This is a genomic window from Nostoc sphaeroides, from assembly GCF_003443655.1.
In the GTDB taxonomy this organism is placed as follows: Bacteria; Cyanobacteriota; Cyanobacteriia; order Cyanobacteriales; family Nostocaceae; genus Nostoc; species Nostoc sphaeroides.
Genome location: NZ_CP031941.1, coordinates 3,536,671 through 3,561,881 on the forward strand (window position 1 = coordinate 3,536,671; position 25,211 = coordinate 3,561,881).

The 25,211-nt window shown below is 41.4% G+C and carries 22 protein-coding genes, 1 other RNA gene and 1 pseudogene; 9 read left to right on the top strand and 15 right to left on the bottom strand.

Going from position 1 to position 25,211, the window contains the following annotated elements; genetic code table 11:
* Nucleotides 1–3: 3 nt before the first annotated feature.
* Nucleotides 4–651, bottom strand: a complete 648-nt coding sequence (locus D1367_RS15505; protein WP_118167242.1) for a PAP/fibrillin family protein — start codon at nucleotides 649–651, stop codon at nucleotides 4–6.
* 256 nt (nucleotides 652–907) lie between these two features.
* Complete coding sequence (gene surE, locus D1367_RS15510) at nucleotides 908–1,588, bottom strand: 5'/3'-nucleotidase SurE (protein ID WP_118167243.1); 681 nt, start codon at nucleotides 1,586–1,588, stop codon at nucleotides 908–910.
* A 904-nt stretch (nucleotides 1,589–2,492) separates the two neighbouring features.
* Here surE and psb32 point away from each other — a divergent pair.
* A complete protein-coding gene (gene psb32, locus D1367_RS15515; RefSeq protein WP_118167244.1) occupies nucleotides 2,493–3,230 on the top strand; it encodes a photosystem II repair protein Psb32 in 738 nt (245 codons plus the stop codon).
* A gap of 82 nt (nucleotides 3,231–3,312) precedes the next feature.
* Here psb32 and D1367_RS15520 read toward each other — a convergent pair whose 3' ends face one another.
* The 3 genes from D1367_RS15520 to D1367_RS15530 form a co-directional block, all read right to left on the bottom strand.
* Nucleotides 3,313–3,696: a DUF4346 domain-containing protein gene (locus tag D1367_RS15520; protein ID WP_118167245.1), complete on the bottom strand. Its 384-nt coding sequence runs from the start codon at nucleotides 3,694–3,696 to the stop codon at nucleotides 3,313–3,315.
* A 90-nt stretch (nucleotides 3,697–3,786) separates the two neighbouring features.
* Nucleotides 3,787–4,968 carry a GNAT family N-acetyltransferase gene (locus D1367_RS15525; protein WP_118167246.1) on the bottom strand — a complete coding sequence of 394 codons (1,182 nt, stop codon included), beginning with the start codon at nucleotides 4,966–4,968 and terminating at the stop codon, nucleotides 3,787–3,789.
* Nucleotides 4,969–5,196: 228 nt separating this feature from the next.
* On the bottom strand, nucleotides 5,197–5,937 hold the full coding sequence (locus D1367_RS15530; protein WP_118167247.1) for a RibD family protein: 741 nt from the start codon (nucleotides 5,935–5,937) through the stop codon (nucleotides 5,197–5,199).
* Between the two features lie 294 nt (nucleotides 5,938–6,231).
* On the opposite strand from D1367_RS15530, the gene D1367_RS15535 reads away from it, so the two are divergent.
* Nucleotides 6,232–8,358 carry an ATP-binding protein gene (locus tag D1367_RS15535; RefSeq protein ID WP_118167248.1) on the top strand — a complete coding sequence of 709 codons (2,127 nt, stop codon included), beginning with the start codon at nucleotides 6,232–6,234 and terminating at the stop codon, nucleotides 8,356–8,358.
* Nucleotides 8,359–8,557: 199 nt separating this feature from the next.
* Here D1367_RS15535 and D1367_RS15540 read toward each other — a convergent pair whose 3' ends face one another.
* The 3 genes from D1367_RS15540 to D1367_RS15550 all read right to left on the bottom strand — a co-directional run bounded on the left by D1367_RS15540 (nucleotide 8,558) and on the right by D1367_RS15550 (nucleotide 11,307).
* Entirely contained in the window at nucleotides 8,558–9,640 is a 1,083-nt protein-coding gene (locus D1367_RS15540) for a Gfo/Idh/MocA family protein (RefSeq protein ID WP_181984848.1), read from the bottom strand.
* A 656-nt stretch (nucleotides 9,641–10,296) separates the two neighbouring features.
* Complete coding sequence (gene rnc / locus D1367_RS15545) at nucleotides 10,297–11,016, bottom strand: ribonuclease III (RefSeq protein ID WP_118167249.1); 720 nt, start codon at nucleotides 11,014–11,016, stop codon at nucleotides 10,297–10,299.
* Between the two features lie 108 nt (nucleotides 11,017–11,124).
* A complete protein-coding gene (locus tag D1367_RS15550; RefSeq protein WP_118167250.1) occupies nucleotides 11,125–11,307 on the bottom strand; it encodes a hypothetical protein in 183 nt (60 codons plus the stop codon).
* 127 nt (nucleotides 11,308–11,434) lie between these two features.
* Between D1367_RS15550 and D1367_RS15555 the strand changes: the two genes are divergently transcribed.
* On the top strand, nucleotides 11,435–11,818 hold the full coding sequence (locus D1367_RS15555) for a hypothetical protein (RefSeq protein ID WP_118167251.1): 384 nt from the start codon (nucleotides 11,435–11,437) through the stop codon (nucleotides 11,816–11,818).
* A gap of 278 nt (nucleotides 11,819–12,096) precedes the next feature.
* Here the strand turns inward: D1367_RS15555 and rnpB are convergent.
* The 4 genes from rnpB to groL form a co-directional block, all read right to left on the bottom strand.
* Nucleotides 12,097–12,528, bottom strand: an RNA gene (gene rnpB, locus D1367_RS15560) — RNase P RNA component class A.
* Between the two features lie 51 nt (nucleotides 12,529–12,579).
* On the bottom strand, nucleotides 12,580–13,275 hold the full coding sequence (locus D1367_RS15565) for a hypothetical protein (protein ID WP_118167252.1): 696 nt from the start codon (nucleotides 13,273–13,275) through the stop codon (nucleotides 12,580–12,582).
* A gap of 64 nt (nucleotides 13,276–13,339) precedes the next feature.
* Nucleotides 13,340–14,482, bottom strand: a complete 1,143-nt coding sequence (gene corA / locus D1367_RS15570; protein WP_118167253.1) for a magnesium/cobalt transporter CorA — start codon at nucleotides 14,480–14,482, stop codon at nucleotides 13,340–13,342.
* Nucleotides 14,483–15,042: 560 nt separating this feature from the next.
* Nucleotides 15,043–16,719 (bottom strand): chaperonin GroEL, encoded by a 1,677-nt coding sequence (gene groL / locus D1367_RS15575; protein WP_118167254.1) that lies wholly within the window; start codon nucleotides 16,717–16,719, stop codon nucleotides 15,043–15,045.
* A gap of 158 nt (nucleotides 16,720–16,877) precedes the next feature.
* On the opposite strand from groL, the gene D1367_RS15580 reads away from it, so the two are divergent.
* On the top strand, nucleotides 16,878–17,960 hold the full coding sequence (locus D1367_RS15580) for an MraY family glycosyltransferase (protein WP_118167255.1): 1,083 nt from the start codon (nucleotides 16,878–16,880) through the stop codon (nucleotides 17,958–17,960).
* Between the two features lie 62 nt (nucleotides 17,961–18,022).
* On the opposite strand, the gene D1367_RS32245 is transcribed toward D1367_RS15580, so the two are convergent.
* Both D1367_RS32245 and D1367_RS32250 read right to left on the bottom strand, forming a co-directional pair.
* On the bottom strand, nucleotides 18,023–18,268 hold the full coding sequence (locus D1367_RS32245) for a DUF4351 domain-containing protein (RefSeq protein ID WP_228674954.1): 246 nt from the start codon (nucleotides 18,266–18,268) through the stop codon (nucleotides 18,023–18,025).
* Between the two features lie 54 nt (nucleotides 18,269–18,322).
* Nucleotides 18,323–18,901 (bottom strand): annotated as a pseudogene (locus tag D1367_RS32250) (Rpn family recombination-promoting nuclease/putative transposase); the annotation flags it as partial.
* Between the two features lie 551 nt (nucleotides 18,902–19,452).
* On the opposite strand from D1367_RS32250, the gene D1367_RS15595 reads away from it, so the two are divergent.
* From D1367_RS15595 to petL, 3 genes are all read left to right on the top strand, one after another.
* Nucleotides 19,453–19,608, top strand: a complete 156-nt coding sequence (locus D1367_RS15595; RefSeq protein WP_181984849.1) for a hypothetical protein — start codon at nucleotides 19,453–19,455, stop codon at nucleotides 19,606–19,608.
* A gap of 18 nt (nucleotides 19,609–19,626) precedes the next feature.
* Nucleotides 19,627–19,773, top strand: coding sequence for a hypothetical protein (locus D1367_RS30885; RefSeq protein ID WP_181984850.1), 147 nt, complete (start codon nucleotides 19,627–19,629; stop codon nucleotides 19,771–19,773).
* Between the two features lie 320 nt (nucleotides 19,774–20,093).
* A complete protein-coding gene (petL, locus tag D1367_RS15600) occupies nucleotides 20,094–20,189 on the top strand; it encodes a cytochrome b6-f complex subunit PetL (RefSeq protein WP_109007553.1) in 96 nt (31 codons plus the stop codon).
* Nucleotides 20,190–20,267: 78 nt separating this feature from the next.
* Here petL and bioB read toward each other — a convergent pair whose 3' ends face one another.
* Nucleotides 20,268–21,275: a biotin synthase BioB gene (gene bioB / locus D1367_RS15605; protein WP_118167259.1), complete on the bottom strand. Its 1,008-nt coding sequence runs from the start codon at nucleotides 21,273–21,275 to the stop codon at nucleotides 20,268–20,270.
* Between the two features lie 565 nt (nucleotides 21,276–21,840).
* On the opposite strand from bioB, the gene D1367_RS15615 reads away from it, so the two are divergent.
* Together D1367_RS15615 and D1367_RS15620 are read left to right on the top strand one after the other, a co-directional pair.
* On the top strand, nucleotides 21,841–23,403 hold the full coding sequence (locus D1367_RS15615; protein ID WP_228674859.1) for a hypothetical protein: 1,563 nt from the start codon (nucleotides 21,841–21,843) through the stop codon (nucleotides 23,401–23,403).
* Nucleotides 23,404–24,230: 827 nt separating this feature from the next.
* Entirely contained in the window at nucleotides 24,231–24,806 is a 576-nt protein-coding gene (locus D1367_RS15620; protein ID WP_118167260.1) for a GNAT family N-acetyltransferase, read from the top strand.
* Nucleotides 24,807–25,211 lie beyond the last annotated feature (405 nt).

Sequence of the window (25,211 nt, forward strand, 5' to 3'; positions counted from 1 at the left end):
AATTTAGGAGTTGAAGTCAGGTAAATCATCAGATTTACTAAGAATGAATAAACTTCCATCTCCTCCACGTCCAATTCTTAAGGTTTCATCTAAGTAAGTAATGTCCAGTGTTGCATTTCTGCTAATAGGATTATTGGCTGGAACAACCTTAAATGGGTTGAGTTGGGGGGTATTAATGCCAACAATCTTCTCAATCGATAGGTAGCGTTTGTCAAAATAAACGTTGATACGTTTGTTCGCTGGAGGCTCTAAATCTTCTTTGGCTGGCTCAAAGCTAGCTGTCACTTTCACATATCCTGATGCTAGCCCCAGAGAATGTTTAACTTTAGCTAGATTGAAAAACAATTTATTTGCAACATCAATCACTTGATAAACTTTACCCAGCTTTAATCCTAATGGGAGAGAAACTAAAGTACGGATTTCTCTAGCAGTGGAGTATTGTAGTTGCCAAGTTCCATTCAGCAAAGAAGTAGCGTAGAGAAGAGGATTAAGATTGGGATTGACACTCTCTAGTTCCGTCGTCAATTTTTCAATTTCTTCGACTAAGGTTTTATCTAGCTGCAAATCAGTAATGGGAGAGCCATCGCTCTTGATTTGAATCTTTTCAAGCGTGGCTTGTAATTTTTCCTTAATGAAAAGTTGATTGTTCAATGGTTGTAGATTTTCCTTTAAATATCCTATTGCTTTAGTTCAACTCTTATGGGGTAAGTGCATAAAAGTTGAATGTTCTAGATGAGATTAGTCAATGAGTTGTGGGGTGGAAATTTGCGTATCAATATATTTTTCTGCTTTTTTTTAAATTAGTGTTGAGTGCTACTGAAACTTTACCATATTTCAAAACTTTGAAATATGTCCTTAATTCAAGCGTTAGATGACTAATACCCATTTTGGATTATGGATTCAATCGTCAAACCCTTAACTGAGTTACCGCAATATTGCCGGAAAAACATACATCCACATCGCTACCAGGAGTGCGATCGCGTTTGCCATATTCGCCTGCATAATAAAAATTATCGCCTTCAATTCGATAGTTTACAGGTAAAGGTTTGGTACAGGCTTGGCAAAACACGATATTCGGATCTGGTTCTCCTGGTTGCAGATGCGGCAAGTTCACATTCCAAAAGCTTCCCGGTTCTAGGGGACGCTGGAGTAAGTCTTCTATTACTTCAGATGTGAATTTGGCGGCCAGATCCCAATCAAAATTCTGCTTGGCTTTGCGATAGTGAGAAATGGCAATTCCAGGAATACCGTGCATTGCGGCTTCTCGCACCGCAGCCACTGTGCCAGAAATGTAGGAGTCTACTCCCAAATTTCCCCCAGCGTTGATACCTGAAAGCACAAATTTGACATCTGCTATTATTTGTGTTATTGCAATTCTGACACAATCGGCGGGAGTGCCTGCGATCGCATACTCAGTCTCAGAACGTCGCTGGAGGTTGATGGCACGAGTAGTGGTAACTTGATGTCCACAGCCAGACTGATGATCAACAGGAGCAGCAATAATAGCATTTTTGCCATTTACAGCTTTCAGCAGAGCTTGGATACCGGGGGCATCAATGCCGTCGTCGTTAGTTAAAATTATGGTCATATATATAATATTAACTGCTGCAATTCCTCCAGCGCACTTCCTGAACATCGGCAGTCATACAGGAGATACAACCCAACTTTAAGGTAAAGGGTTAACGGTTCAGTTCTTTTTCTTTTTGGAGATTTAATACTGCTTCATCTTACGTAAATTTTCTAGATATATCTCAATAAATATTGTTAAAAAGCTCACATATATCGTGCTAAATTACTTGTGCTTGGTTTTGCAAATGAAGTAGTGGTTTTCAAGTATTAAAGTTTTGTTCTCTCAATCTGGAAACAACAGAATTTGATAATCCAGATAATAGGTTGATTCCTGACAACGCGTAAGACTTATAACCATTTATTCAAATGTTTAATTTGAATAAAAACATTCTTGAGTCATTAACGACGGTAAATTGAATGTTTTAGCTTAAGTTGACACCAATGGGCTTTTTCCATGCCCCTACGAGAAATCTATATGTCAATACAGTTCAGTTAAAGATTTTTGGTACTGATTTTAAACCTGTAGACACGCGAAATTTCGCGTCTCTACCAAGGTTTTTGGGCTTAACTGAACGGTATTGATCTATATGTATCAGGATTTTCGTGAATTGGTAAGTAGGTAAACATAATTAATTACACAATGTCATTGCGAATGCAGCGAAGCGAAATGAAGCAATCGCAAAAGCTGGGATTGCTTCGCTTCTCTACGAGACGCTGCGCGAACGCTCGCAATGACTGTAATTAATTTTGCGTAGTTACTTATAAGTCGGGGATCTTAGCCTCTGAGTGGAGAGCAAATCAAATAGAATTGCTATATCTGCTGGCAGTAGGAGAAATTTCATCCTAGAGAAAACCGGGAACGAGGTGATTTTTGCAGTGATTTTGTAGTATTTTTGGTGCAAGTATGTCTTAGGGATCACACGATGAAACAGCTTTTCAAACAAGTATTTAATAGTCAAAAACACCTCATCCGGCTAATTCTGCCTTTGGTGACGGTTATTTTAGCAGCCTCGCTGTTTGTCGCACCTGCTTTTGCCACAGGTGTGAATCAAATACCCAACCTCACAGCAGGGAATAACACCTGGGTTTTAGATCAAGGTGAAGTCATCAGCCGTCTGAATGAAGGTAAGATTAACAGCGCTTTCGAGGATTTGGCAAAGCAAACAGGTAAGAAAGTTAGAATTGTTACTGTTCGCCGCCTCGATTACGGTGAAACACCGGAAAGCTTCAGCAAAGAACTGTTTGAAAAATGGTTTCCCACAAAAGAAGCCCAAGCTAATGAAACCTTATTAGTTATTGATACGGTTACTAATGGGACTGCTATTATTACCGGGGATGAAGTCAAGCCAATACTTACTGACTCGATTGCCGAGAGTGTAGCTACTGAAACAGTAAGTGTGCCGTTACGCAATGGTAACAAATACAATCAGGCATTTCTAGATGCAAGCGATCGCCTTGTCGCTGTCCTCTCTGGCAAAGCTGATCCAGGGCCACCCAAAATTACTGACAATGTAAAGGTAGAAGGCACTTTCAAGAAATCAGGAGAAACTGATCAAGGTAACGCTACTGCTTGGGTTGTAGGATTGTTAATTGCCGCCACCGTTATCCCAATGGCGACTTACTATATCTATCAGATAAATCAGCCATCATCTGATGGGTAATGAAAGAGTTGTTCAATTTTAGATTTTAGATTTTAGATTTTTCCTTCAATCCAAAATCCAAAATTAAAAATCTAAAATTGCCTTAATCTTGAACATACTCTTGCTCTTTGACTAAAGCTACCTCAGCCCGAACAAATTCTCGACCCAAATAAGCTGCATGATTTAATTGAGTTACAGGAGAGGGCTGAGTTTCCTCAAATATTTTCACGCAAAGTTCTTTAGCCGTCCTCGCACTAAAAACCGTCGTATGAGTGCGTTCTACCTTTTCTCGAGCTGGAATTACCTTTCCTGTTTCGGGATCGACAGCTAAACCGCGATCGTCAATCACATTTGTAAAATGCTTGGCATAAATTAACCCTGCATCTCGATCCAAGTAAATAATGAAATATCCACCGGGATCAAGATCAATATGACGCTGGGAAAGTTTATCATCAATTGCAGCTAAATTTTCAACTATCAAATCCATAAGCATTATAAAAAGAAATTTTCTTTCTTGAGGGTTTTTTCACTCTATATCAAGTGTAATTCGTCGTTCCCCCTCTGCCTTGGCAAACTTTTAAGAATCTCGGTTACTAAATGGCAACTCTGCATTAATTGCCTCAATTTCCTGCTGTTCGAGTTGATTCACTTCCTTAATATAGGGACGGATAATTTGTCCTAAACGATTATTGTAAAAGCGGTGCAAACTGTGATTGGGCATAGCGGGGAAACCACGGCGTTTTTTGTGACGCCCACCCGCGCCAGGATCAAAAAGTTGGATATTGTTAGCGATCGCCCACTCAATTGGCGCATAATAGCAAGCATCAAAATGTAAGCAATCTATTTCTTGAAAACTCCCCCAATAGCGTCCATAGAGTTTGTCACCTTTAAACAAACAAAAGGACATTCCTAAAGGATGAGAGTTATCTTGTTCGCTATATGCAGCAACAAACAAGACTCGATGACGATAATCGGCGTATAGCTGCTCAAAAAACCTCCGTGTGAGATACTTGCTACCCCACCAGCCAAACTTATCACAGGTGTCAGCATAGAATTGGTGCATCAAGGGAAATAAAGACTGAGGAATTTCATCACCACTCAGAGGTTGCAATCGTAAACCGGCTTTTTCCACAGCTTTGCGTTCCCGCTTGATATTGCGGCGCTGATTGGCGTTGAAAACTTTCAAGTAATCATCAAAAGTTTTAAAGCCAGCATTTTCCCAGACGTAGCTGTGGTGTAGCCAAGTTGTAAAACCATGCCGTTCCAGCATCGGCCGCCATTGGGGATCAACGTAGAGAAAATGACACCCAGAAATTCGATTTTTGGCGCAAAAAGTGTCAATTTCATGCACCATCATCGCTGTGATTTCGTCCTCATCTTCTCCTGGGGCAATTAAAAACCGATAACCTTCGGCAGGAGTAAATGGTGTCATTCCCAGCAATTTTGGGTAATATTGAACTCCGATGCGATCGGCTAACTCTGCCCATTGGTGATCGAAAACAAATTCACCAGAACTATGTCCTTTGAGATAAAGTGGCGCAGCAGCAATCAGCGTTCTATCTCGCCACAATGTCAAGTGATTCGGCAACCAACCAGTTTTAGCCGTAGCGCTATGGGAGGTTTCGAGATTGTTCAGCCACTCCCATTCTAAAAACGGCGTTTTGAGTGGCATTGCCAAAGCATTCCAGGCATTTTGGGGTACTTCAGCAATTTTGTTCGTCCAAACGACAGAATAGCGAGGCTTAAGTTGTTCCACCATCTTAGAAAGTAGGGAGTAGGGAGTGGGGAGTGGGGAGTTAGGAGTATTGAGTTGGAAGTATTGAGTAGAGACGCGATTAATCGCGTCTGTACAGGAGTTATGAGTAGAGACGCGATTAATCGCGTCTGTACAGGAGTTATGAGTGGGGGAGATGAGGAAGTAGAGATTAATTTCTTCGCAATGGCCCATGCCCAATGCCCAATGCCCAATAACTTTACTTAGCGTAATCTAATCTGCTGGTCGTTGCAGGCGATAGTGCAAAAAGACTTCTTGCTCAACTGTATGAACTTCTAGCAGTTGCAGCTTGGGAGCTAAATCGGGTAAAAATCCTTTCCCATCTACGGGTGTGGGTGCAGTATTACCACCTAAAATCAACGGACACACAGTTAGCCATAATTCATCAATTAAATCTAATCCCAGCAAGGAGGCGACTAATTCACCTCCACCTAAGACCACCAAGCGTGTTATATGTAGAGTGGCTAGATGCTTTAAAGCTGCGAAAATATCAATTTCTCGCGTTGGTGTTTCAAAAACCAGAATTTGCTCAAATTCTGGAGGGCATTCCTGTACTTTGGTTCCCAGAGTAGAAGGAAGCGTCCTTAAGCGTCCTTTCCATGAAAGTTCTCCTGCTGTTGTCGTGAGTAGCCAGCGTCTAACTGGTTGCTTAAAAAACTTAATTTCCGGATTGAGGTTTGCAGAGTGTGTACTCACTATATGAACTGGCTGCGGAGGCTTCCCTCCTTGCGCCCGAAGTTGCACTTGAGTTGGATCTGATATAGTAAGTGTTGTTCCGTAGGCTGCCAAAGTACCAGCACCGAATAAAACCGCATCAGAGGCAGCGATTTGTTTTTCTAAGTGTGCTTTATCCATCTTTGAGCCAAACCGAGCAGGCGATCGCCTAAAATCTGCTATTTTACCATCTGCACTCATTGCTAAAACAACTGTAGTGTGAGGACGATGTTGCAACATTAAATTGATTTGATAATTTGAATATTTTCTTTGCTAGTGTGTAGATTCTCAAAAAAATCCATGCCTGCAAGCTACTGTTTTACAACTTCACCAGTGTATTTATATGCAACACAAACCCCTTTTGCATCTAGCATATATGAGTTTTGGTATACCACGTTTCTTTTTGAATTATAGCAATTTGTTAACTTTAAACATTGAAAATAAAATTCTGATAATTTAATAAAATGTCTCATCTAGCTCATCTAATTACATATCTTTGCTGTTGTGGTTTGCAGATGCAAAGTGAGACACTCGATGACTAATCACCGCCAATCTTCCTTTCGTCGAATTTTAGTAACGAGAATACTGCTTCTGTTCGTTCCAGTTTTACTTATAGGCGAGATTGTTGCCTTAAATAAGGCACGCTCTAGCATATTGGGGACTGCCCGTCAAAATTTAACAGAAAGCGCTATCAGTAAAGGTGAGAGAATTGGAGATGCGATCGCTCTCTTAAAAGCTACTTTACTGAGTGTAAGTAAAACAACCGTGATTCCGTCAGATTCACCTATACCAGAGCAAAAAATTCTCACGCAGTTAAAGCAACAACTTCCAGCCAGTATTGAATGCATCCAATTAACGAATCTGTTAAGCCAGGAAATAATTGCTAGTAGCTGTGGGGATCAAGCAATAGGAGAGTTAACATTACCTTTGTCTAGTGACGGAATTGATGTCAAAACAATCTTTCCACCAACGGCAGGAATAACTGGAAAAAGAAACACACAAAATCAACTGCAAGTAGTATTATCTGCACCAGTCTCCGATAACCAAAGAAATTTAGTTTACAGCTTAAGTATTCAGTCTGCATTGTACCAACAAACCAGAAATCCGCCGGGATCGCTCACAGGCGCTATGGTAGTGATTGCTGAAGATGGCACAATTTTGGCACACCCATTCACAAACTGGGTGGGAACTAATATTAATCAGCACCCAAATGCTTCTCAAGTCAAGAGCATAATTAAACATGCAATTGCCGGACGAAATGATTCGATAAATTTGTCTTTTACAGAGGGGAACGAATTAGTAGCTGGCTATACGGCTATTGCAAATCCACTTACCCAACAGCAGCAAAAATGGGTAGTCTTAGCTGTTACTAGTGTTCATAATGCGCTTTTTGGTTTAGAAGAAATCAAACTCATTCTCATCGTTTTGACAGTTGGTTTGATTGGTGCAAGTTTGTTAGCATCCTTATATCTAGCTCCTTACTTAGCGCGTCCTGTAGAAGAATTGCGAGACTACGCTCTAAATATTCACTCTCACCACGCCGCACAACCAGTTCCGCACAATTTTCAAATCCGGGAATTCAATCAACTGGCCCAAGCATTAGACCAAATGGTAGAACGGCTCAAAGCTGGGTCAGAAGAACTGGAAATAGCTTGGAAAGAAGCAAAAAGCGCTAACCAAATTAAAAGCCAGTTTTTGGCTACGACTTCCCATGAATTGAGAAACCCATTACATACTATTATTAACTGCATTCGCCTGGTTGAAGATGGCTTATGTGATAGCCGGGAAGAAGAAATGGAGTTTCTCAAACGTGCCGATGAAACAACGCTTCATTTGCTAAATATTATTAATGATTTACTCGACATTTCTAAAATCGAAGCAGGTAAACTTTCTGTAGTTACCACACCTCTTGATCTCCGACAAATCTTGTTAGAGGTGATTAATTTACAATCAGTCAATGTTCAACAAAAAGGCTTGCAATTGAAATGCAAGTTAGATCCCCAAGCTATACCAATTAAGGCAGATGCGGCAAAATTGAGGCAGGTGCTAATTAATGTTATCGGCAACGCCACTAAGTTCACCGACACAGGAAGCATCACCATTACGACAGAAATTCAACATAGTAATGGTAAATCTCAGGTGGCGATCGCTGTCAAAGATACAGGTATAGGTATTGATCCCACTCAACAGCACAAACTATTTCGCCCCTTTGTGATGGTGAATGGTACAACCACCCGCCAGTTTGAAGGTACTGGACTGGGACTAGCAATTTCACGGAACTTAATCGAACTCATGGGAGGTAGTATTACTATTGAGAGCGCAGGGCTTCATCAAGGTACGACGCTGAAGATTACCTTACCCTTGATTGATATCTCGCTGTTACCTGTTCTCAAGAAAGAAGAAAATGTAGGGGATCTTGGATTTTCCTCTGTGAATGATGCGGCAAAAGCAAGCCGCTACCCTAGCCTACAGGAGTCTGGAAGAAGTCACTCTTTGGGGATCAACAAATCTGTAAAAGCAGATGTAGACAAAGAAAAATCCTCGAAGTTCCAGGTGTTACTTGGGAACGAGACTTACGAGATTAGTCTTTCGCCGCAGCAAACTCTCTTGGTAACTCTTCCAAAAACAGAAGTTTATGCAAATGGGGCTTCCGAGAGGTAATTCTCGCCACAATTTAAGTAGGACGGCGGAAATAATTTGCATGTTTGTAGTAAGGACTTTAGTCCTAAAAGAAGGACTGAAGTCCTTACTACGAACTGGATTACAATAATTTTACATTAAAAAACACATAGTTTGAATTATTCACACCGACTTACTTAAATGAAAATGAAGAAACTTGAATCTCAAAGGAGAGTTACGTTTAAGAGTCCTTGTTAAGAAAAACAGGTTGGCCGCCTTGCTGAAGAGATACTGTTAAAGCAGCAAGAATTTCTACTAACTCAGTGCCTACCCAGCCAGACGAAACCTCAGAGGGAGTATTGTTGAGAACAGACACAACAAAGCAGGAGCAAACTCGCCCCAATGGTTCCCCTGGCTCTAATTCCAGCACCACCTGCTTTTGATTTACAGGAATAAATTGATTGCCCTGCTGTTGAAACTCTCCATGTAATAGGGTGAGAGGTGATGATTGCGACATCTCATCAAAAATCAAACTGCCAAGACTGCCCACAATTCCCAGCCGTCGCTGCTTATCAGGATTCAGCCAGCACAAATGAATATAAGCTTGAAAGTTATCTGGATATGTCAGTGTTAGCCATACTAGGTCAGCTAAACCTTGAGACAGAGGAGAATTTGTATCTTTCTTGCCCTCTGCTCCCCTGCTCCCCTGCTCCCCTGCTCCCTGTAGCCACACCATACCCGTTGCCTGTACTTTCACAGGGGTCTGACCTAGCCATGCGTTAAAGATAGCTATATCGTGAATAGCTAAGTCCCACAGTGCATCAACATCTTGCCGGACAGGCCCCAAATGGGTGCGCGTCGCGTAGCCATAGCGTAAATCTCCTAATTTACCCGCTTGTACTACAGTTTTTCCTTGCTCAACTGCTGGGTGAAATAAATAAGTGTGGTCAACCATGAGTATTAAATGATGCTGCTCTGCTAACTGGCAAAGTTCCCGGCATTCTGCTGGGTTGAGAGTTAGGGGTTTTTCAGCTAAAACATGATATCCCTGTTGGAGAGCGTCTTTAATTAAAGCATAGTGGGTGGTAGCTGGAGTTGCGATCGCCACTCCTGTCAATCCTGGCACTTTCTTTAAATCTTCCCACTGCGTTGTTAATACTACATCTTCATCTAACTTAAATTGCTGCTTTACCGCCGCTAATCTTTCTGGATGGGGATCTACTACAGCAACTACATCTACTTGGGGATGTGCTAAGAAATTCCGCAGCAGATGCACTCCCCAACGCCCAACTCCGATAACAGCAATTTTAATTTGGTTTGTCATTTGTCATTTGTCATTTGTCATTTGTCATAGAACCTCGCGGGATGCGGGAAACTCAGCGTCTTCAGACCTTACTAGGGAAGCGGCACGAGCGATTTTAATCGCAGTGGTATGTGCTATTTATGTTAAAATTAGATTGTGAGTAAGAACAAAAAACATCTACGTGTTGAAGCATCCTAGTATCGGAGAAATCCCGACTCCTGTGAAACAACGGTTAGGTTTACAGTCCTAATGGCAGTATGACAAGAAAGAGTGAACAATGGCAGGTTGTAGAGCGTACCGCGATTTGGCTTGGTGATGGATTCTGAAAACGTTGAAACATAAAAGTAAACGCGATTGCAACATCGGTAGTGTCGGTAGTTGTTTTGAGTGTTTAAGCGGCGTTTGACGGCCGCAGCGAGAGTTTCACTCTGTCCGCAGAATCTCAGTGGCTTTAGCCCTGATAGTGTCAATAGTATGCAAGGGACTAGGGATAAATGACCACTGACAATCAACTGAATTATAGCGGTTCTCAATTGTATAGAATACAGACCTAACCCCCAGCCCCTTCCCTACAAGGGAAGGGGAGCAAGATTCAAAGCCTCTCTTATTTTATGAGAGAGGAATGGAAGTGAGGTCAAATTGTATTGCTATATCAGTTTATCAGCAGTATTTTTGCTTCAGGGTATTTCCGGTTGAGGAATTGCTAAAAAGGCTACCTTAGCTGCGGCTTGTTCAGCAGTTTTGATTGATCGCCCTTTACCAACTCCGAGCTTGTTTCCGTGCAGCCACACTTCCGCTACGAAACGTTCTTGATTGCGGTGCGGTTGAGTGATTTCTACAACCCGATATTCTGGTAAAACTTTAAATTGTGCCTGAGTCCATTCTTGGAGAGCAGCTTTGTAATTAAGTCTGGCAGGATCGAGGCGAATTTCTGTCGTTAGTTCTTGGAAGTGGGGATCTAGCCAAGAGCGGATCAGTTCCAGATTTTGAGTACTTAAGTAAAGCGCACCCAGAACTGCTTCAAAAGCATCTGCCAGTCGTGACTCTTGACCAACTTTATCGGCGGTAGCACTACCAGCGACTAGTAAGTATAACTCTAAACCATAAACTCTGGCCAATTGGGCGAGGATGCGATCGCTCACCAACACCGAACGAATTGCCGCAAAATCTCCTACTGGACAATCGGGATAATTTTCCCATAACACAACAGCCGACACCAACCGCACCACTGCATCACCAACGAACTCCAGTTGTTCATAATTTGCCGAATCAGAGACAGTGGGATGAGTTAGCGCTAAATCCAGCAATTCCCACTTTATAGGTGCTTCTAGCGACAAACCTAATTTTTGGACTAAACTTTCGAGTTGCCGTTGACGGCGTGGATAGGCAAGGGACATTGGGGGCAGGGGGCAGGGGGCAGGGGGAGCAGAGGAGTAGGGGAAGGTAACTAGCTATCTATACTTATATATCTAAATCTCTTGGACTATTACTCTAGCAACTTTTCGCTACTTCTCTCTATCTAGCTTCTCTTGGATAGCTTGACGACAAAATTCAGGAGGATCGTCTTTAGCTTTTACCTCTTCCTTCATTTCCTTGGTGATACGCAAATGTAGATATTCAGTTAGTGGTCGCTCTCTGTCCGTGGTGAATGGCTTTAAGTTATCTGGATTACCTTTATTTTTAGACATTGTATAGAAATACAAATAAATTTATTCTCCACATGTATATCAGTGGATAATGTTAAATCGATGGGCATTTTAGCCTGAGAAACTTGTTGCCCACCGATTCCCACTTTTACAGAGGTAACTCTATTTTATGTTCACGCGCACAGAATTAGAAGTTAAAAGCTTGAGAGCGTTACGCGATTTATGTCTGATACAGTACGGCATCCAAGCAATAGGAAACCCTGCTGATAAAGCATCATACATTAACGCACTCCTGACCTTCCCTGTTATAGCTTGCAAGCAAGTGTCAGAAAATAAAGGATTGAAGTCTCCTATCTTCTCTCAAGTAGAAGCGCTAGAAGCGACACTAGAAGCGATGGGAACACCGACACCAGAGCAGTCAGCATTGCTCAAGGTGACGATGGAGGGGAGAAAACTAGAGTACCCAGCACGGTACAGCCAAGAGAAACTGTTTGGACTGTATCGGGTTAAATGGCATTTGGATACAGCATTAGAGATATTGGGAATGCTTTAGGGACTTCCAAGTAAAAAAATATTCCATTGCTATTGTTCACTGTTGACCGTTGACGGTTCACGAGTTTTCAGTCAACAGTCAACAGTCAACAGTCAACGACTTTAATGTGGAATAATTTATTTTTTGGAGTTCCCTTAGATAAATTAGCGATGTCTACGACGAGCTTCTCTACGAGACGCTACGCGTAGCTTGCTTCCCCGCAGGGGTACGCTTACGCACAAAACCCGTACAAAAAATAATAGAGTACAAACCGTGAAAGGTTCATACTCAATTAAAGGGGAGAGAGCAGGACATAAGCCGGGTTCTGTTCTCTTGCGAGGGCAGTTATCTATCTGGGACGCTTGTTACCAAACGCCTCTAGCGGCTCTCATTGAGCGGAACTGGTAAAAGACCAACCGTAGTTCCTATCGCCTTGCTCCCAACCGGGGTTTACCGAGCCAGCACCTCTCGATACTGCTGGTGCGCTCTTACCGCACCTTTGCACCCTTACCAAATTTAGTTAGGAGTTATGAGTGATGAGTTAAGAGTTAATGATTCCTAACTCCTAACTCCTAACTTCTAACTCCTAACTGTTTTGGCGGTATCTTTCTGTGGCACTATCCTCACGATCGCTCGCACTGGACGTTATCCAGCAAGTTTGGTCTTTCGGGAGTCCGGACTTTCCTCAAACCAGTAACTATGACTGATCTGCAACCGCCTGCGCCTACTCTCTCCTTAGATCCAGTGTAATCTTTGGAAGTCCCTAATATGTTGACACAGCATTACTTTTTTTTATTCCAAGGTAAAGCGTAAGTCCAAGGCAGTTTCCTGACTGTGAAAGGACAATTGATAATGCTAATGGGAGGAAAATCACGACCTGGGGCTAAACCTAAACGCACCTCAGATATCCGTAGCACTAGTTGCAGGGAAAAGTCTAACTCCTTTCTTCTGTTAATAAAGTCGTTGTACAATTTTTTTTGCCCTTTTTGCAGCCCGTTGATATCAATTAGGGGTTTTTTGGCTGAATAGGTTCCAGCTACTTGATCGCGCTCGAAAACATCTTCTGCTGTCACCGTTTCCGAAAGTGTTTTCTTGGGAGCAATTAGGCTAGGACTTTGGGGTACTGCTAAGTCGCGGGTTAAGTCTGGTGATTTCCGAATTACGCGGCGTGATTGCTTGCTATGTTCAACTACTAAAGAACTGTTGTCCCAGTCAACGTATACAGCAATATTTTCAGATTTATTTTCAATGCTAATTCCTAAATCTTTCAAATCGTCAATTGGGTATGAGGATTTGAGTTTAAAGGAAATCCCGATTTTATCATCAAGATTGTTTTCTTTGAGTTGCTCGTCAACGATTCCTTTTTTAAACTCAAACTTAATTTGATCATCGATGGATTCAACCATGCGGTTAAACACATAAGAAACACCGATAATATAAATCGTTAAAACTACTAAATTCTGGTCGCTACTCCTCATAACTCAGAATCTCAACTCCCAGTGTTAATGAATGTATATTTTGCTCATCGTTCATCTGCAATTTTTAATTGCGCTTGATTACTACAGAATTTTGCAGCCAGCCTCGTCGCCAAAAAAAGAATAACAAACCAAATGCGATCGCTAACATTACTGCCCAGCAAAGTGGATAGCCCCAATACCAATTCAACTCTGGCATATTATATGGCGATTTTTCAGTATTGAAATTCATACCATATATTCCGGCAACAAAAGTCAGTGGAATAAAAATTGTTGAAACTACCGTTAGTACCTTCATGATTTCATTCATTTTATTACTTACTGCCGAAAGGTACACATCCATTAATCCAGATGCTAGTTCTCGATAAGTTTCCACCATATCCATCACTTGTACCGTATGGTCATAACAATCTCGCAGGTAGATTCGCACTTCTTCACTAATCAAATCGGGAGCATCTCGAATTAAGGAATTAATTGCATCTCGCTGGGGCCAGATAGCACGACGTAGTTGCAGTAATTCTCGCCTAATTTGATAAATATTTTGTAGTGTTTGCGGAGTAGGTTTAACTATTACTTCCTCTTCTAACTCTTCGATTCGCTCACCATAAAGCTCCAGCACCGGGAAAAAGCCATCAATAATTGCATCTAACAGAGCATAAGCTAAATAATCTGCTCCCTGTTTACGGATAGTACCTTTGTTTTTTTCAATCCGCGATCGCACTTCTTCAAAACAATCATGTTCTGGTTCCTCTTGGACTGTCAGCAAATAATTTTTACCTAATATCAAACTCACTTGCTCACTGTAAAAGCCACATGTTCTTTCCTTTGGTACTACCATGCGGGCAATGAATAGCAATTGGTCTTCATAATCCTCTGTTTTAGGACGCTCCGGCACATTGACTATATCTTCTAAAACTAAAGGATGTAACTCAAAAACGTTACCCAATCTTTGTAATATGTCTTGACAGCCTAAACCTTGTACGTCTACCCAAGAAACGGATTCCATCTCCAGATATGGAACACACTCCTCTGGAGTTGCTATTTGTTCGTGGATGAAATTGGTTTGGTTATAGTCAATCAAAAAAATTATCGGTGGTGGAGCATCTGCATCAATAAAAATGGTTCCAGGTACAGTCCCAGGTTGGTGATAGAACTCATCTTCATATACTTTGGTGATTATTTTGGGAAGGCGACGCAGTTTTCGGATCATGTAATATTACCTAATAGTTATTAGTCATTTGTCATTAGTCATTAGTAAAAATAATTAACTAGTGACTAATAACCGATTACACATAATTTTACAAAAATTAATACAAAGACGGTAATTTCTAGATTAAGCAATTATTTAGGTTGCTAATTTGGTGATCAACATTTTGTTAATAGTCAGTTATAAGGGCACAGCAATGCTCATTGGTGTCAACTTAAGCAAAAACTCTTTTAAAACCTCGTTTCCAGCAAGAGGCTGGAAATGCTACTCCTAGCGGCTCTGCCGCCAGCAAGAGAGGCGGGAGCCTCAAGGACGGGCATTCCCAGTCGCAGACTGGGAACGAGGCAAACATTTTGTTAATAGTCAGTTGTAAGGGCACAGCATTGCTGTGCCCCTACGATACGTATGGTTTAAATAGATGAAAACTGCTGTAAGTTTATTTAGGTTCGTGAGTTACCAGCAATACAGATAACATATTGTTTCTGAATCAGCAATGCTATAAAAAAACAGTTTGCCTTGGCAAGACAAACTGCTGAAAAAATATTTATCTGGGTGAGCAGAAGTTAGAACATACCGCCCATGCCGCCCATGCCGCCCATACCGCCCATGCCGCCCATACCGCCCATACCGCCCATATCAGGGGCAGCAGCAGCAGATTTCTTCTCCGGCTTTTCAACAACGATCGCTTCGGTGGTTAAGACCAAACCAGCAATGGAACCAGCGTTTTGCAAAGCTGAACGCACGACTTTGGCAGGGTCAATAATACCAGCAGCAATCAAGTCTTCAAATTCGCCAGTAGCGGCGTTGTAGCCAATATTAAAGTCGCTATCCCGAACTTTCGAGACGATTACAGAACCTTCAGCACCGGCGTTGTCTGCTATTTGGCGCAAGGGAGCTTCTAGCGCTTTTTCGACAATATCAGCCCCAATTCTTTCTTCGTCATTTTGTAGGGTCTTTTTAATCTCTTGTACCTTCTTAGCTAAGTGAATTAGGGTTGTCCCACCACCAGGAACGATACCTTCTTCCACAGCAGCTTTAGTAGCATTCAGCGCGTCTTCAATCCGCAGTTTACGGTCTTTGAGTTCGGTTTCGGTTGCCGCACCCACTTTAATCACTGCCACACCGCCAGCGAGCTTGGCGATGCGTTCTTGCAGTTTTTCTTGATCATATTCAGAATCGGTTTCTTCCAACTGTCTGCGAATTTGACCAATCCGCTTTTGTACCTCTGGCTTGGTGACACTACCAGCGACAATGGTGGTGCTTTCTTTGTCAATGGTGATTTTGCGGGCAGTTCCCAGTGCTTCTAGAGCAGCAGTATCCAAACTTAAGCCGATTTCTTCAGAAATCAACTGTCCATCGGTGAGAATAGCAATATCTTCTAACAAAGCTTTGCGGCGATCGCCAAACCCAGGTGCTTTAATTGCAGCTACAGCCAGTACACCCCGCGCTTTGTTCACTACCAAAGTTGCCAAAGCATCACCTTCAACATCTTCAGCAATAATCAGCAAGGGCTGACCAGAACGGGCGACTTTTTCCAAAATCGGCACTAAATCTTGGATGCTGCTGATTTTTTTGTCAGTAACCAAGATGCGGGCGTTTTCAAATTCGACTATTTGTCGTTCGTTGTTGGTGACAAAATAGGGTGAAATGTAACCCCTGTCAATCTGCATCCCCTCAACTACTTCTAGTTCAGTTGTGAGAGATTTAGATTCTTCAACGGTAATTACACCATCTTTGGTGACTTTTTCCATTGCTTGGGCTAACATTTGGCCAACTTCTTCATCGTTACCAGCAGAAACAGTGGCAACTTGAGCGATCGCACTTCCTTCTACTGGCTTGGCTATCTTGGCAATTTCTAGTACCAATGCCTCAATAGTTTTGTCGATCCCCCGTCTCAAGCTAACAGGGTTACTACCCGCCGCGACGTTCTTCAAACCTTCCCGAATTAAGGCTTGTGCTAAAACTGTGGCGGTGGTTGTACCATCCCCAGCGACATCTTTAGTTTTTGAGGCCACTTCTTGGATGAGTCTTGCACCAGTATTTTCCAAAGGATCTTCTAATTCAATTTCCTTGGCAACAGTGATACCATCGTTGACAATTTGAGGTGCGCCAAATTTTTTCTCTAAAAGGACATTGCGACCTTTGGGCCCCAAGGTGATTTTTACGGCATCGGCAAGGGCGTTAACACCCCTTTCTAGAGCTCGCCGCGATTCCTCGTCAAATGCAATAATTTTCGCCATGTTTTATTTCTCTAGCGCTTCCATTAGACAATTTAGCACTCACAGCGCCAGAGTGCTAATCTCCCAAGCGGCTCAAGTTACAAATGGAAATAAAAAAAATTGATTAATATACAGGTGATGCTCATATTACATACAGGCAGTAATGCTTGAATTGGGAGATGAATCTAGACAACTCCCTTAAGTCCCTTGGTATTGCCGACCCTAGCGGCACCGGCTGGTTGGCGGTAGTATTTACGTTTCTCTTGGCTTGCCTTGTAACGTGGCGTTTAATTCCGACAGTACGCAAATTCGCCTTGCGGGTAGGTTGGGCTGACCAACCCAACGCCCGGCGGCTTAACCGAGAACCTTTACCCAATGCAGGGGGGCTGGCTATCTACGCGGGTGTGATTGCCGCACTGATATTAGCTAGCCTTTTGCGACCGATCGAACTCCAAAACGTATTGGCTCAAGTGCTAACTATTCTGTTGGGGGGTTCGATATTAGTCCTTGTGGGCTTTATCGACGATCAGTTCGGCTTACCGCCCTCTGTTCGTTTGTGGGCGCAAATTCTCACGGCACTTTTACTGGTAGCTAATGGCATCAGTATTCATGTCATGTTTGGTACTCCCATAGACTCGCTCTTGTCTATGTCGTTAACAGTACTTTGGGTAGTAGGGATTACCAACGCCATCAACTTGATGGATGGTATGGATGGTTTAGCGGGAGGAATCAGCTTTATTACCGCCATGAGTTTGTTGGGCGTTGCAGCCCAGTTTAACAATCGTGCAGCAGCAATCTTGGTATTAGCAGCTTTGGCAGGTGCTGCACTGGGCTTTTTACGTCACAACTTTCACCCCTCGCGAATCATTATGGGTGATGCCGGAGCATACTTTTTTGGCTATGTATTGGCGGCAACTAGTATTTTAGGTAGGCTGCAACAAAACACAGTTTATGCGTTAATTCCCACGGTTTTATTTCTGTTATTGCCAGTACTAGATACGACTCAAGTATTTGTGCGACGGCTATTAGCAGGAAATAACCCTCTTAGTACTCCTGGTAAAGACCACTTGCACCACCGCTTACTTGCTTGGGGACTCTCCCAGCGCCATGCTGCCTTTACGCTTTGGTCAATTACCTTAATTTTCAACTTGCTGGCGATGAGAATACAAGGCATGAGTTTGGCTGTGATGCTTACTACCGCCAGTAGCATTATCATTCTTTTGGGCTTTACTATCTGGCAAAGGATACGTCAACAGCCCTAATTATTTGTAGGGTGGGCATTGCAATGCTAGCCCTACTATGGTTTATTCAGTTCACCAAAAATTCAAGCTTGAGTTAAATTGTCTTGCAACCAAGCAACTAAATCTCCTTCTGTGGAAAAATCTAACAGTGCTTCGGCTAGATTTTCAAGCTGTTTAATAGATAACTGACTGATGCGGTCTTGCAATTGCTGACTCAAATTACCAAGGCGTCGTCGTAACTGACGCATGACTACCTCTAGAGTTGTTTCCTGCTTAAGTTCCTCATAAAGTCTAGTCGTTTTGATATCAAAATCACCGAGTCCAAACATTTTTATCAACTCCTGACGACTGATACGCGGTAGTTTGTAAACTACAATTGTTTCTATTAAATCTAACACTTTTTTTTGAAGTGCTTTGTCGCTCACTTGTGAACGTGTCTTTGTAATCAAACTTTTGACTAATATGGGAGTTTGTTTTTTATTTACAACTACTAATTTGATGATACCAACTCCCAAGGAATGTTCAGTTACTTCTGGAAGCTCGTTTAAATATAGCCTCGTTACCAATTGGCTTTCGAGTAAGACTCGATAAAGTTGTACTTGGGTTGGTTCAAGGCTGCGACGAGGGAATATAACTACTGATCGCCAATCTGTAGTAGGTGCGTAAAGTCATAAATACAGAAATATTTCTGAAAATAAACGAGCGTAAAATTCGTTGTCTTTTTGAAATTGAACCTCCACAAAATAAATCGGCTGACTACTAGTATCAGCAATAGGAAGAAAGACTCCATCAATGCGAAATGCTGTTTGCTTTAATTCTACTGAAGCGAAATTATATGCATTTGCTTCTGATGCTTGCAGATTGATTAATTCAAAGAAAGCACTGGGAAAAGTTTGAAATAAACGATAAAAAATGGAGTCTGTTTTCATCCTAGTACAGCATGGCGGAAATAAACCCACCATTACAAACCCTGAAAAAATCAACCTTTGCAGTCTTTGAAAATGGTAGGCGTATTTACGCCGACTTGTACTAGTTATGAGTGGGATTACCGTCTTTGGAATGTGCAGTCAACTAGCAAAACTCAAGATGGGTTTTATAGCTATCGCCTGTGAGGGTTACAAATCCTAATTTTACATTCAGTCCGCGCAGGCGGACTTCGTTGGAATCTCCTTTGGAATCTCGTTTCCAGCCTCTGGGCTGGAAATGTGGCTCCTGGCGGCTCTGCCGCCAACAAGGGAGGCGGAGCCTCTAGGACGGCATTCCCAGTCGGAGACTGGGAACGAGACAACGAGACAAACGAGACAATATTTTTTTACTCCACCCTAACCCTCCTTTCAAGGGTAGGTGTTTAAGAAAGTCGCCAAATGTAAGGTATGATAGCGAACTGAGGTTTGTGGGTAGAAACCACTCTCTTCATGGGGAGCGATCGTTAACTTTACTCTGAGGTTTTCTTTGGATGCAAGTGGTCAAGAATGAGCCATTAAATGAGTGGACGAGAACAGTGATCAAAAAAATGCCGCATCTGACCAAATCTCAAGCAGTTGTATTAGCAATGTGGAGTTTTGGCATTGTGATGACCCAATCATGTGGTTTAACGACGGTTTCTGTATTTTTAGCGACATTATTGGGCAAAAAAGAGAACACTGTACGTCAGCAACTTAGAGAATAACGAGCTGAACGACATTGGTTGGCGTTAGCGATCGCAATTTTATGGCAGGTAAGTGTTGGCGGTGTCGTTGATGCCAAGGAGCATATCAGTGGTGTCGATGAGTTACCCCCCAATCATATTGCCAGACGCAATTTTCTTACACAGAAAAAAAAACCGAAGGTTTGAGTTGTTTTCGACGTGGCTATTTAGTGATTAAAGCCGCATTCCTCAATCATTTGACGTTACCACAGGCTGGTTTTTTTCCTGAACCTTGGCCAAGCTTCATTCCACAACTCAATGTTTCCCAAATCACCCTCTCTAGTGCCTAATTTTTAAACACCTACCCTTGAAAGGGAGTGGGGAGTGGGGAGATGAGGGAGCAGAGGGAGCAGGGGGAGCAGGGGAAGAAATTGACTAATGCTCAATGACAAATGACAAATGACAAATGACCAATGACCAATGACTAATGATTCAATAGATTTAGGAACTATTGTGGAGAAAAATAAATGTTTGCGATTGCAGCTTACATCGGCTTTTTAGCTTTGTTCTTTGGTTTGGCTGTCGGTCTGCTGTTTGGTCTGCGGACTGCCAAGATAATTTAGTCAAGACTCTTGTGGGGCGGGCATCTTGCCTGCCCTCAACTAAGGGACGGGCGAGACGCCCATCCCACAAGAAGATATTTATCCCACAACAGCCGGACTTGCTACTTTCTCTTGTCTTTGGGAAGGCGATCGCATTCCCAAACCAAGTAAATTCAGCATTTCTCGATCGCTATCATAATCTGGACAGGGAGTTGTCACTGTCAACATTTTGTTGTCGTCGCTAGAAAAGATAGAATTGGCTCCTGCCATAAAGCAGAAAGCTTGTTCAACTTGAGAAAGTCTCGCCCTACCTGCACTCAGACGCACATCAGAAGCGGGCATTAAAATCCTGGCTGTGGCAATCATCCGCACAATATCCCAAATAGGGACATCAGGCTGATTTTCTAAGGGTGTGCCCGGTACTTGTGAAAGAATATTAATGGGCACAGACTCTGGATGCGGATGTAAGTTTGCCAGAGTTTGTAACATCCCAACCCGATCATCGACAGTTTCGCCCAAACCCAGGATACCACCGGAACAGACAGTAATATTTGTCTGACGGACATTCTCAATTGTGTTCAAGCGATCGCTATATGTCCTCGTGGTAATAATTGTGCTGTAATATTCCTGCGAGGTATCTAAGTTATGGTTGTAGGCGTAAAGTCCCGCTTCTGACAATTTTCTGGCTTGATTTGCCGTCAACATACCTAGAGTGCAGCACACTTCTAAACCCATTGCGGTGACATCCTTGACCATTTCCAGGACTTCCTCAAATTGTGAGTTATCCCGCACTTCGCGCCAAGCTGCACCCATGCAAATGCGACTAACACCAGTTTCTTTCGCTTTCTGGGCGATGTTAACTACCGTTTCCTTTTCTAGAAGTGCTTCCGGCTTTACCTCTGTTTTATAGCGGGAAGATTGGGCACAGTAACTGCAATCTTCTGGGCAACCTCCCGTTTTAATAGATATAAGCTTACAAACTTGTATTTTTGTTGGGTCATGATATTGGCGATGCACGCTAGCAGCTTGATAAATAAGCTCTAGCAATGGCGTATTGTATATCGCCCGAATCTCTAAATCCTGCCAATCGTAGCGTATTCCCACCACATCACTATCCTTCTTTTAGACTGGGTTAAATCTTGAGCTGTCTTTTGGTTGAATTTACTGCGGTACAGCGTTTGGGCAAAGCGATTTTATCGAAGTTATGCCGCTTACTGTGCTTTCTCACCCATTGGCTCTCAATCCTTCCGCTCTAGATATTAGACATCAGCTTATCAAGATTTTGCTTGAATGGCAGATTACCAGTAAAAATACTCATTCTATGAATTAGAAGTAAAACCAAAGCGTAGCGTTTTTGGCAAAATCAGGTAGATATAGCGTAGCTAACATAAAGGGCAAACTAAACCGTATAGTTTAAAATTTACCATCTTGAAAGAAATTTTGAAACAACAAAAGAGATAGTGAAAACGACTACCATCTTCTCCACTATTCTTTATTTGATCAAACTTATTCTCAATTATAAGAATGATGAGTAATTACAAATTTTGGCGTGAATTTATTTAGAACACCTATTTGCGGGGTAGACATAGCCTAGGCTGTTGACTTTGTGGGTTTTTGAGCGATATTTCTCATACAATAACTATGTCGCCTTTTCTAGAGGAGTTAAAAGCTAATGGAATTCAAAAGTCCAACCAGCAGATTAGCCCGTTTATTTCGTGTAGGTCGAGATAATTGGAAACAAAGAGCTTTAGAAAAACAGAAAAAACTCAGAGCTTTAGAAATAAAAGTAAGAGATTTATCAGCGTCACGAGAGTATTGGAAAAGCCGTGCGATCGCTGCTGAACAAGGAGTAACTAAAGAGAGTAGGGAGGTGTTCGCAGAGGAAAAAAAGATGAATATAGACTTAATAAAGTCTAATTTAGAAACAAGTAGCAAAATCGAAGATTTGAATGCTAAAAATCATCACTATACAGTTGATATAGTAATGATAAGTATACAACTTTTAATTAAATGTGGCATCATTTTTAGAGGAATAGAAAAAACTCTAGAGTTATTTAATAACTTAGAAGAGAAAACTCCCAGTTTTACTTGTATAAGGAAATGGCTAGGTCGGATTGGATTATCCGAACTTAATCGTGAAAAAGAATATCGAAGCGATTGGATATTTATTGTCGATTTTACATTGGAATTAGGAAAACAAAAAGCTCTTGTAGTTTTAGGTGTTTCACAACAACATCTGGTTGAAGAAATTATTCCTTATGGACGAGGAGTTTCTCACGGAGACGTAGAGCTTTTAGGGTTAGAAATAATGTCATCGACAACAGGAGAAATTATCAAGCAGAAACTGGATGAAATTAGCTTACGGGTTGGTAAACCAATACAAATAGTGGCTGATCACGGTAGTGACCTGTCTCGGGGAATAAAGCTTTATAAACAGGAGAATGAAGACTTAATTTATACTCATGATGTAACTCATGCAATGGCTTTACTTTTAAAATATGAGTTAGATTCTGATGATAAATATCAGTTATTTATCCAAAAATGTAACAGATGCAGGCAACAGTTACAACAAACTGAATTATCTTTTTTATCTCCACCCACACAACGTTCCCAGTGTCGCTATTTTAATATTGAAAGGCTCACTGAATGGGGTCTAAAGTTGTTGAGTTCACAATTAGATACTTTGGTTGAATTGGTTAAAGATATCGACCCAAGCGTGATTAAGAAGAAATTAATAGATAAATTAGGATGGTTAGTTGATTATCAATCAGAACTAGTTCGTTGGCATCAAATGACTGTGCTTACTAGGACTCTTGAAACTCAATTAAAAAAATTAGGAATTAATCAGCAGTCTCTCACTAATTTTGAGAAAAACCAGTTTGAAGTCGATAGTGAGCTATTAAATTTTCAGCAACATATTTGTGATTACGTGGTCATTCAAAGTTCTCACATCAAGGACGAAAAAACTTTTTTAGCAACTTCTGATGTGATTGAATCGCTGTTTGGAAAATATAAGCAATTTTCTGCACGTTGTCCATTTAAGGAGATGGGTCAGATGTTGCTAACAATTTGTTTATCTACCATGAATTTAACAAATACAATTGTTAAAAATGCGCTGGAAGCAATTAGTTTTGCTGATGTTGAAGCATGGTTGGCTGAAGTTTTTGGTCAATCTATGCTCTCGAAAAGAAAAACCCTATTCTCGGAGTTCGTTGACGACACAAAAACTGCATGAGCGAAAAACGCCTAAAAAGGCACAAAGTCAACAGCCTAGTTCCAGGCTGCTGCCTAAGAAAAGCACACCCTTCAACTCGGACTAAACTGTATCCAGCATCATTAGCTGAACTCCGACCGATATCTGTTCCTGTAGTAAAGTTATCTCCTCTATTACCACTGTAAAAAAGTTCTAAAGGAGTTAATCCTACTTGGCTGTACGCGGCCTTTGTAGAATAAACAACCGGAATAGTAACGCCCAGTATTAATAAACAAGATAGTAAATTGTTTTTAGAAAGAACTTTATTCATATAACAACATACTCCTCAAAACAATTTTAACGAAATTAATTATAGAACATTAATGTAAAAATCAAGTTATAATTATATTATTGACTAATTAAATAACCTGACGCGGCAACAAAAAAGGCTAGGATGCAGATAAAATAAGCTCTATAGCCCTGCGTACCCGTTGATAATACTTCCCCTTATTACAACTTAATTTAATTTAATTAAATTCGTGACTAAATCTTAATATAGTTCCAAAAAATTTACCCAAGTTTGAGCCTTCAGGTGACGCTCCTACGTTGCTAGCGCTATGCTAATACCAGTCGCCTACGGAGGGAAACCCTCTATAGCGCTGGTTCACCATATAAGCCAATATAAAAACTGCTATGCCACTTGGCTGTACGCCCATATTCTTTAACACGAGCAAGGCGATCGCTATTAATAATATTGACCCTAACAGTGCAAGTATTTGAAAAAAATTTTACCGCACTACCGCAGGCATGAAAAAACTTACAAAGTCTAGAGAATCTGCTTGCAAGACATCCTGTTAATCAAGTAGTCTATGATATCAGAACTGCCACTAATTACAAGCGATCGCCTGTTCTTACGAGCGGCTATCCATGAAGATATACCCCAAATTCTGAAATACTTCATTCATAACAAAATCTATCTCACTCCATTTTACCCTCTTTGGGCTGATGGGTTTTTTACTGAAGAGTATTGGCAGTATCAGATAGAGAACAATTTTCTGGAATTTATTAATGGTCAATCGTTAAAGCTATTTATCTTTACCAAAAAAAATCCTACCGTAATTATTGGCACTGTAAATTTTAGTAATTTTGTCCGAGGAGCCGCTCATTTTTGCTATGTGGGATATAGCCTTGCTGAAAGTAAGCAAGGTAAAGGATATATGACAGAAGGGCTAAAAGCCGCCATTGAATATCTTTTTGAAGAGTTAAATTTTCACCGAGTCATGGCTAATTATATGCCTCACAATCGGCGCAGTGGCAACGTACTTAAAAGACTCGGTTTTGTCATTGAAGGATATGCTAGAGATTATTTGTTAATTAATGGGCAATGGGAAGATCATATTATGACAAGTCTCATCAATCCTAATTGGCAAGCACCTAAATCTTAAAAACGGCTAAGTATAATTTTTAAGATAATATATTTTACTTACAGAAATTTTTATGAACTTTTGTAAACGATTGGCTGCTTCTGCATAAAACTTGTATGCCCAATGTAAATTATGTAGGTACTTGCTGGACAATCATTAATTGAGGTTTACTTGGTCTGGTATCGCGTAACCGTTGTGGGATCAACTACTGCTTGTTTCGGTATTATTTGATAACGAAAATCATGAAAATTATACTCACAATAAGCTTAGTAGCCTTTATTACTGGCTTATTAATTTACTTCCTACTGACCTCAAAAGGTCGAATTTTGCTCAAATCTTTAGTGGCAAAAATAAACTGCCAATGGCGGAGACTTAGCTTTGGCAAGCTTAACCGACTAGGATCAAGATTTTCCAAGACTATAACAA

Excerpts from the sequence above, each read along its gene's own strand:
- surE (WP_118167243.1), bottom strand. The coding sequence starts at position 1,588 with ATGACCATAATTTTAACTAACGACGACGGCATTGATGCCCCCGGTATC.
- psb32 (WP_118167244.1), top strand. The coding sequence starts at position 2,493 with ATGAAACAGCTTTTCAAACAAGTATTTAATAGTCAAAAACACCTCATC.
- D1367_RS15520 (WP_118167245.1), bottom strand. The coding sequence starts at position 3,696 with ATGGATTTGATAGTTGAAAATTTAGCTGCAATTGATGATAAACTTTCC.
- D1367_RS15525 (WP_118167246.1), bottom strand. The coding sequence starts at position 4,968 with ATGGTGGAACAACTTAAGCCTCGCTATTCTGTCGTTTGGACGAACAAA.
- D1367_RS15530 (WP_118167247.1), bottom strand. The coding sequence starts at position 5,937 with ATGTTGCAACATCGTCCTCACACTACAGTTGTTTTAGCAATGAGTGCA.
- D1367_RS15535 (WP_118167248.1), top strand. The coding sequence starts at position 6,232 with ATGACTAATCACCGCCAATCTTCCTTTCGTCGAATTTTAGTAACGAGA.
- D1367_RS15540 (WP_181984848.1), bottom strand. The coding sequence starts at position 9,640 with ATGACAAACCAAATTAAAATTGCTGTTATCGGAGTTGGGCGTTGGGGA.
- rnc (WP_118167249.1), bottom strand. The coding sequence starts at position 11,016 with ATGTCCCTTGCCTATCCACGCCGTCAACGGCAACTCGAAAGTTTAGTC.
- D1367_RS15550 (WP_118167250.1), bottom strand. The coding sequence starts at position 11,307 with ATGTCTAAAAATAAAGGTAATCCAGATAACTTAAAGCCATTCACCACG.
- D1367_RS15555 (WP_118167251.1), top strand. The coding sequence starts at position 11,435 with ATGTTCACGCGCACAGAATTAGAAGTTAAAAGCTTGAGAGCGTTACGC.
- D1367_RS15565 (WP_118167252.1), bottom strand. The coding sequence starts at position 13,275 with ATGAGGAGTAGCGACCAGAATTTAGTAGTTTTAACGATTTATATTATC.
- corA (WP_118167253.1), bottom strand. The coding sequence starts at position 14,482 with ATGATCCGAAAACTGCGTCGCCTTCCCAAAATAATCACCAAAGTATAT.
- groL (WP_118167254.1), bottom strand. The coding sequence starts at position 16,719 with ATGGCGAAAATTATTGCATTTGACGAGGAATCGCGGCGAGCTCTAGAA.
- D1367_RS15580 (WP_118167255.1), top strand. The coding sequence starts at position 16,878 with ATGAATCTAGACAACTCCCTTAAGTCCCTTGGTATTGCCGACCCTAGC.
- D1367_RS32245 (WP_228674954.1), bottom strand. The coding sequence starts at position 18,268 with ATGTTTGGACTCGGTGATTTTGATATCAAAACGACTAGACTTTATGAG.
- D1367_RS15595 (WP_181984849.1), top strand. The coding sequence starts at position 19,453 with ATGCCGCATCTGACCAAATCTCAAGCAGTTGTATTAGCAATGTGGAGT.
- petL (WP_109007553.1), top strand. The coding sequence starts at position 20,094 with ATGTTTGCGATTGCAGCTTACATCGGCTTTTTAGCTTTGTTCTTTGGT.
- D1367_RS15615 (WP_228674859.1), top strand. The coding sequence starts at position 21,841 with ATGGAATTCAAAAGTCCAACCAGCAGATTAGCCCGTTTATTTCGTGTA.
- D1367_RS15620 (WP_118167260.1), top strand. The coding sequence starts at position 24,231 with ATGATATCAGAACTGCCACTAATTACAAGCGATCGCCTGTTCTTACGA.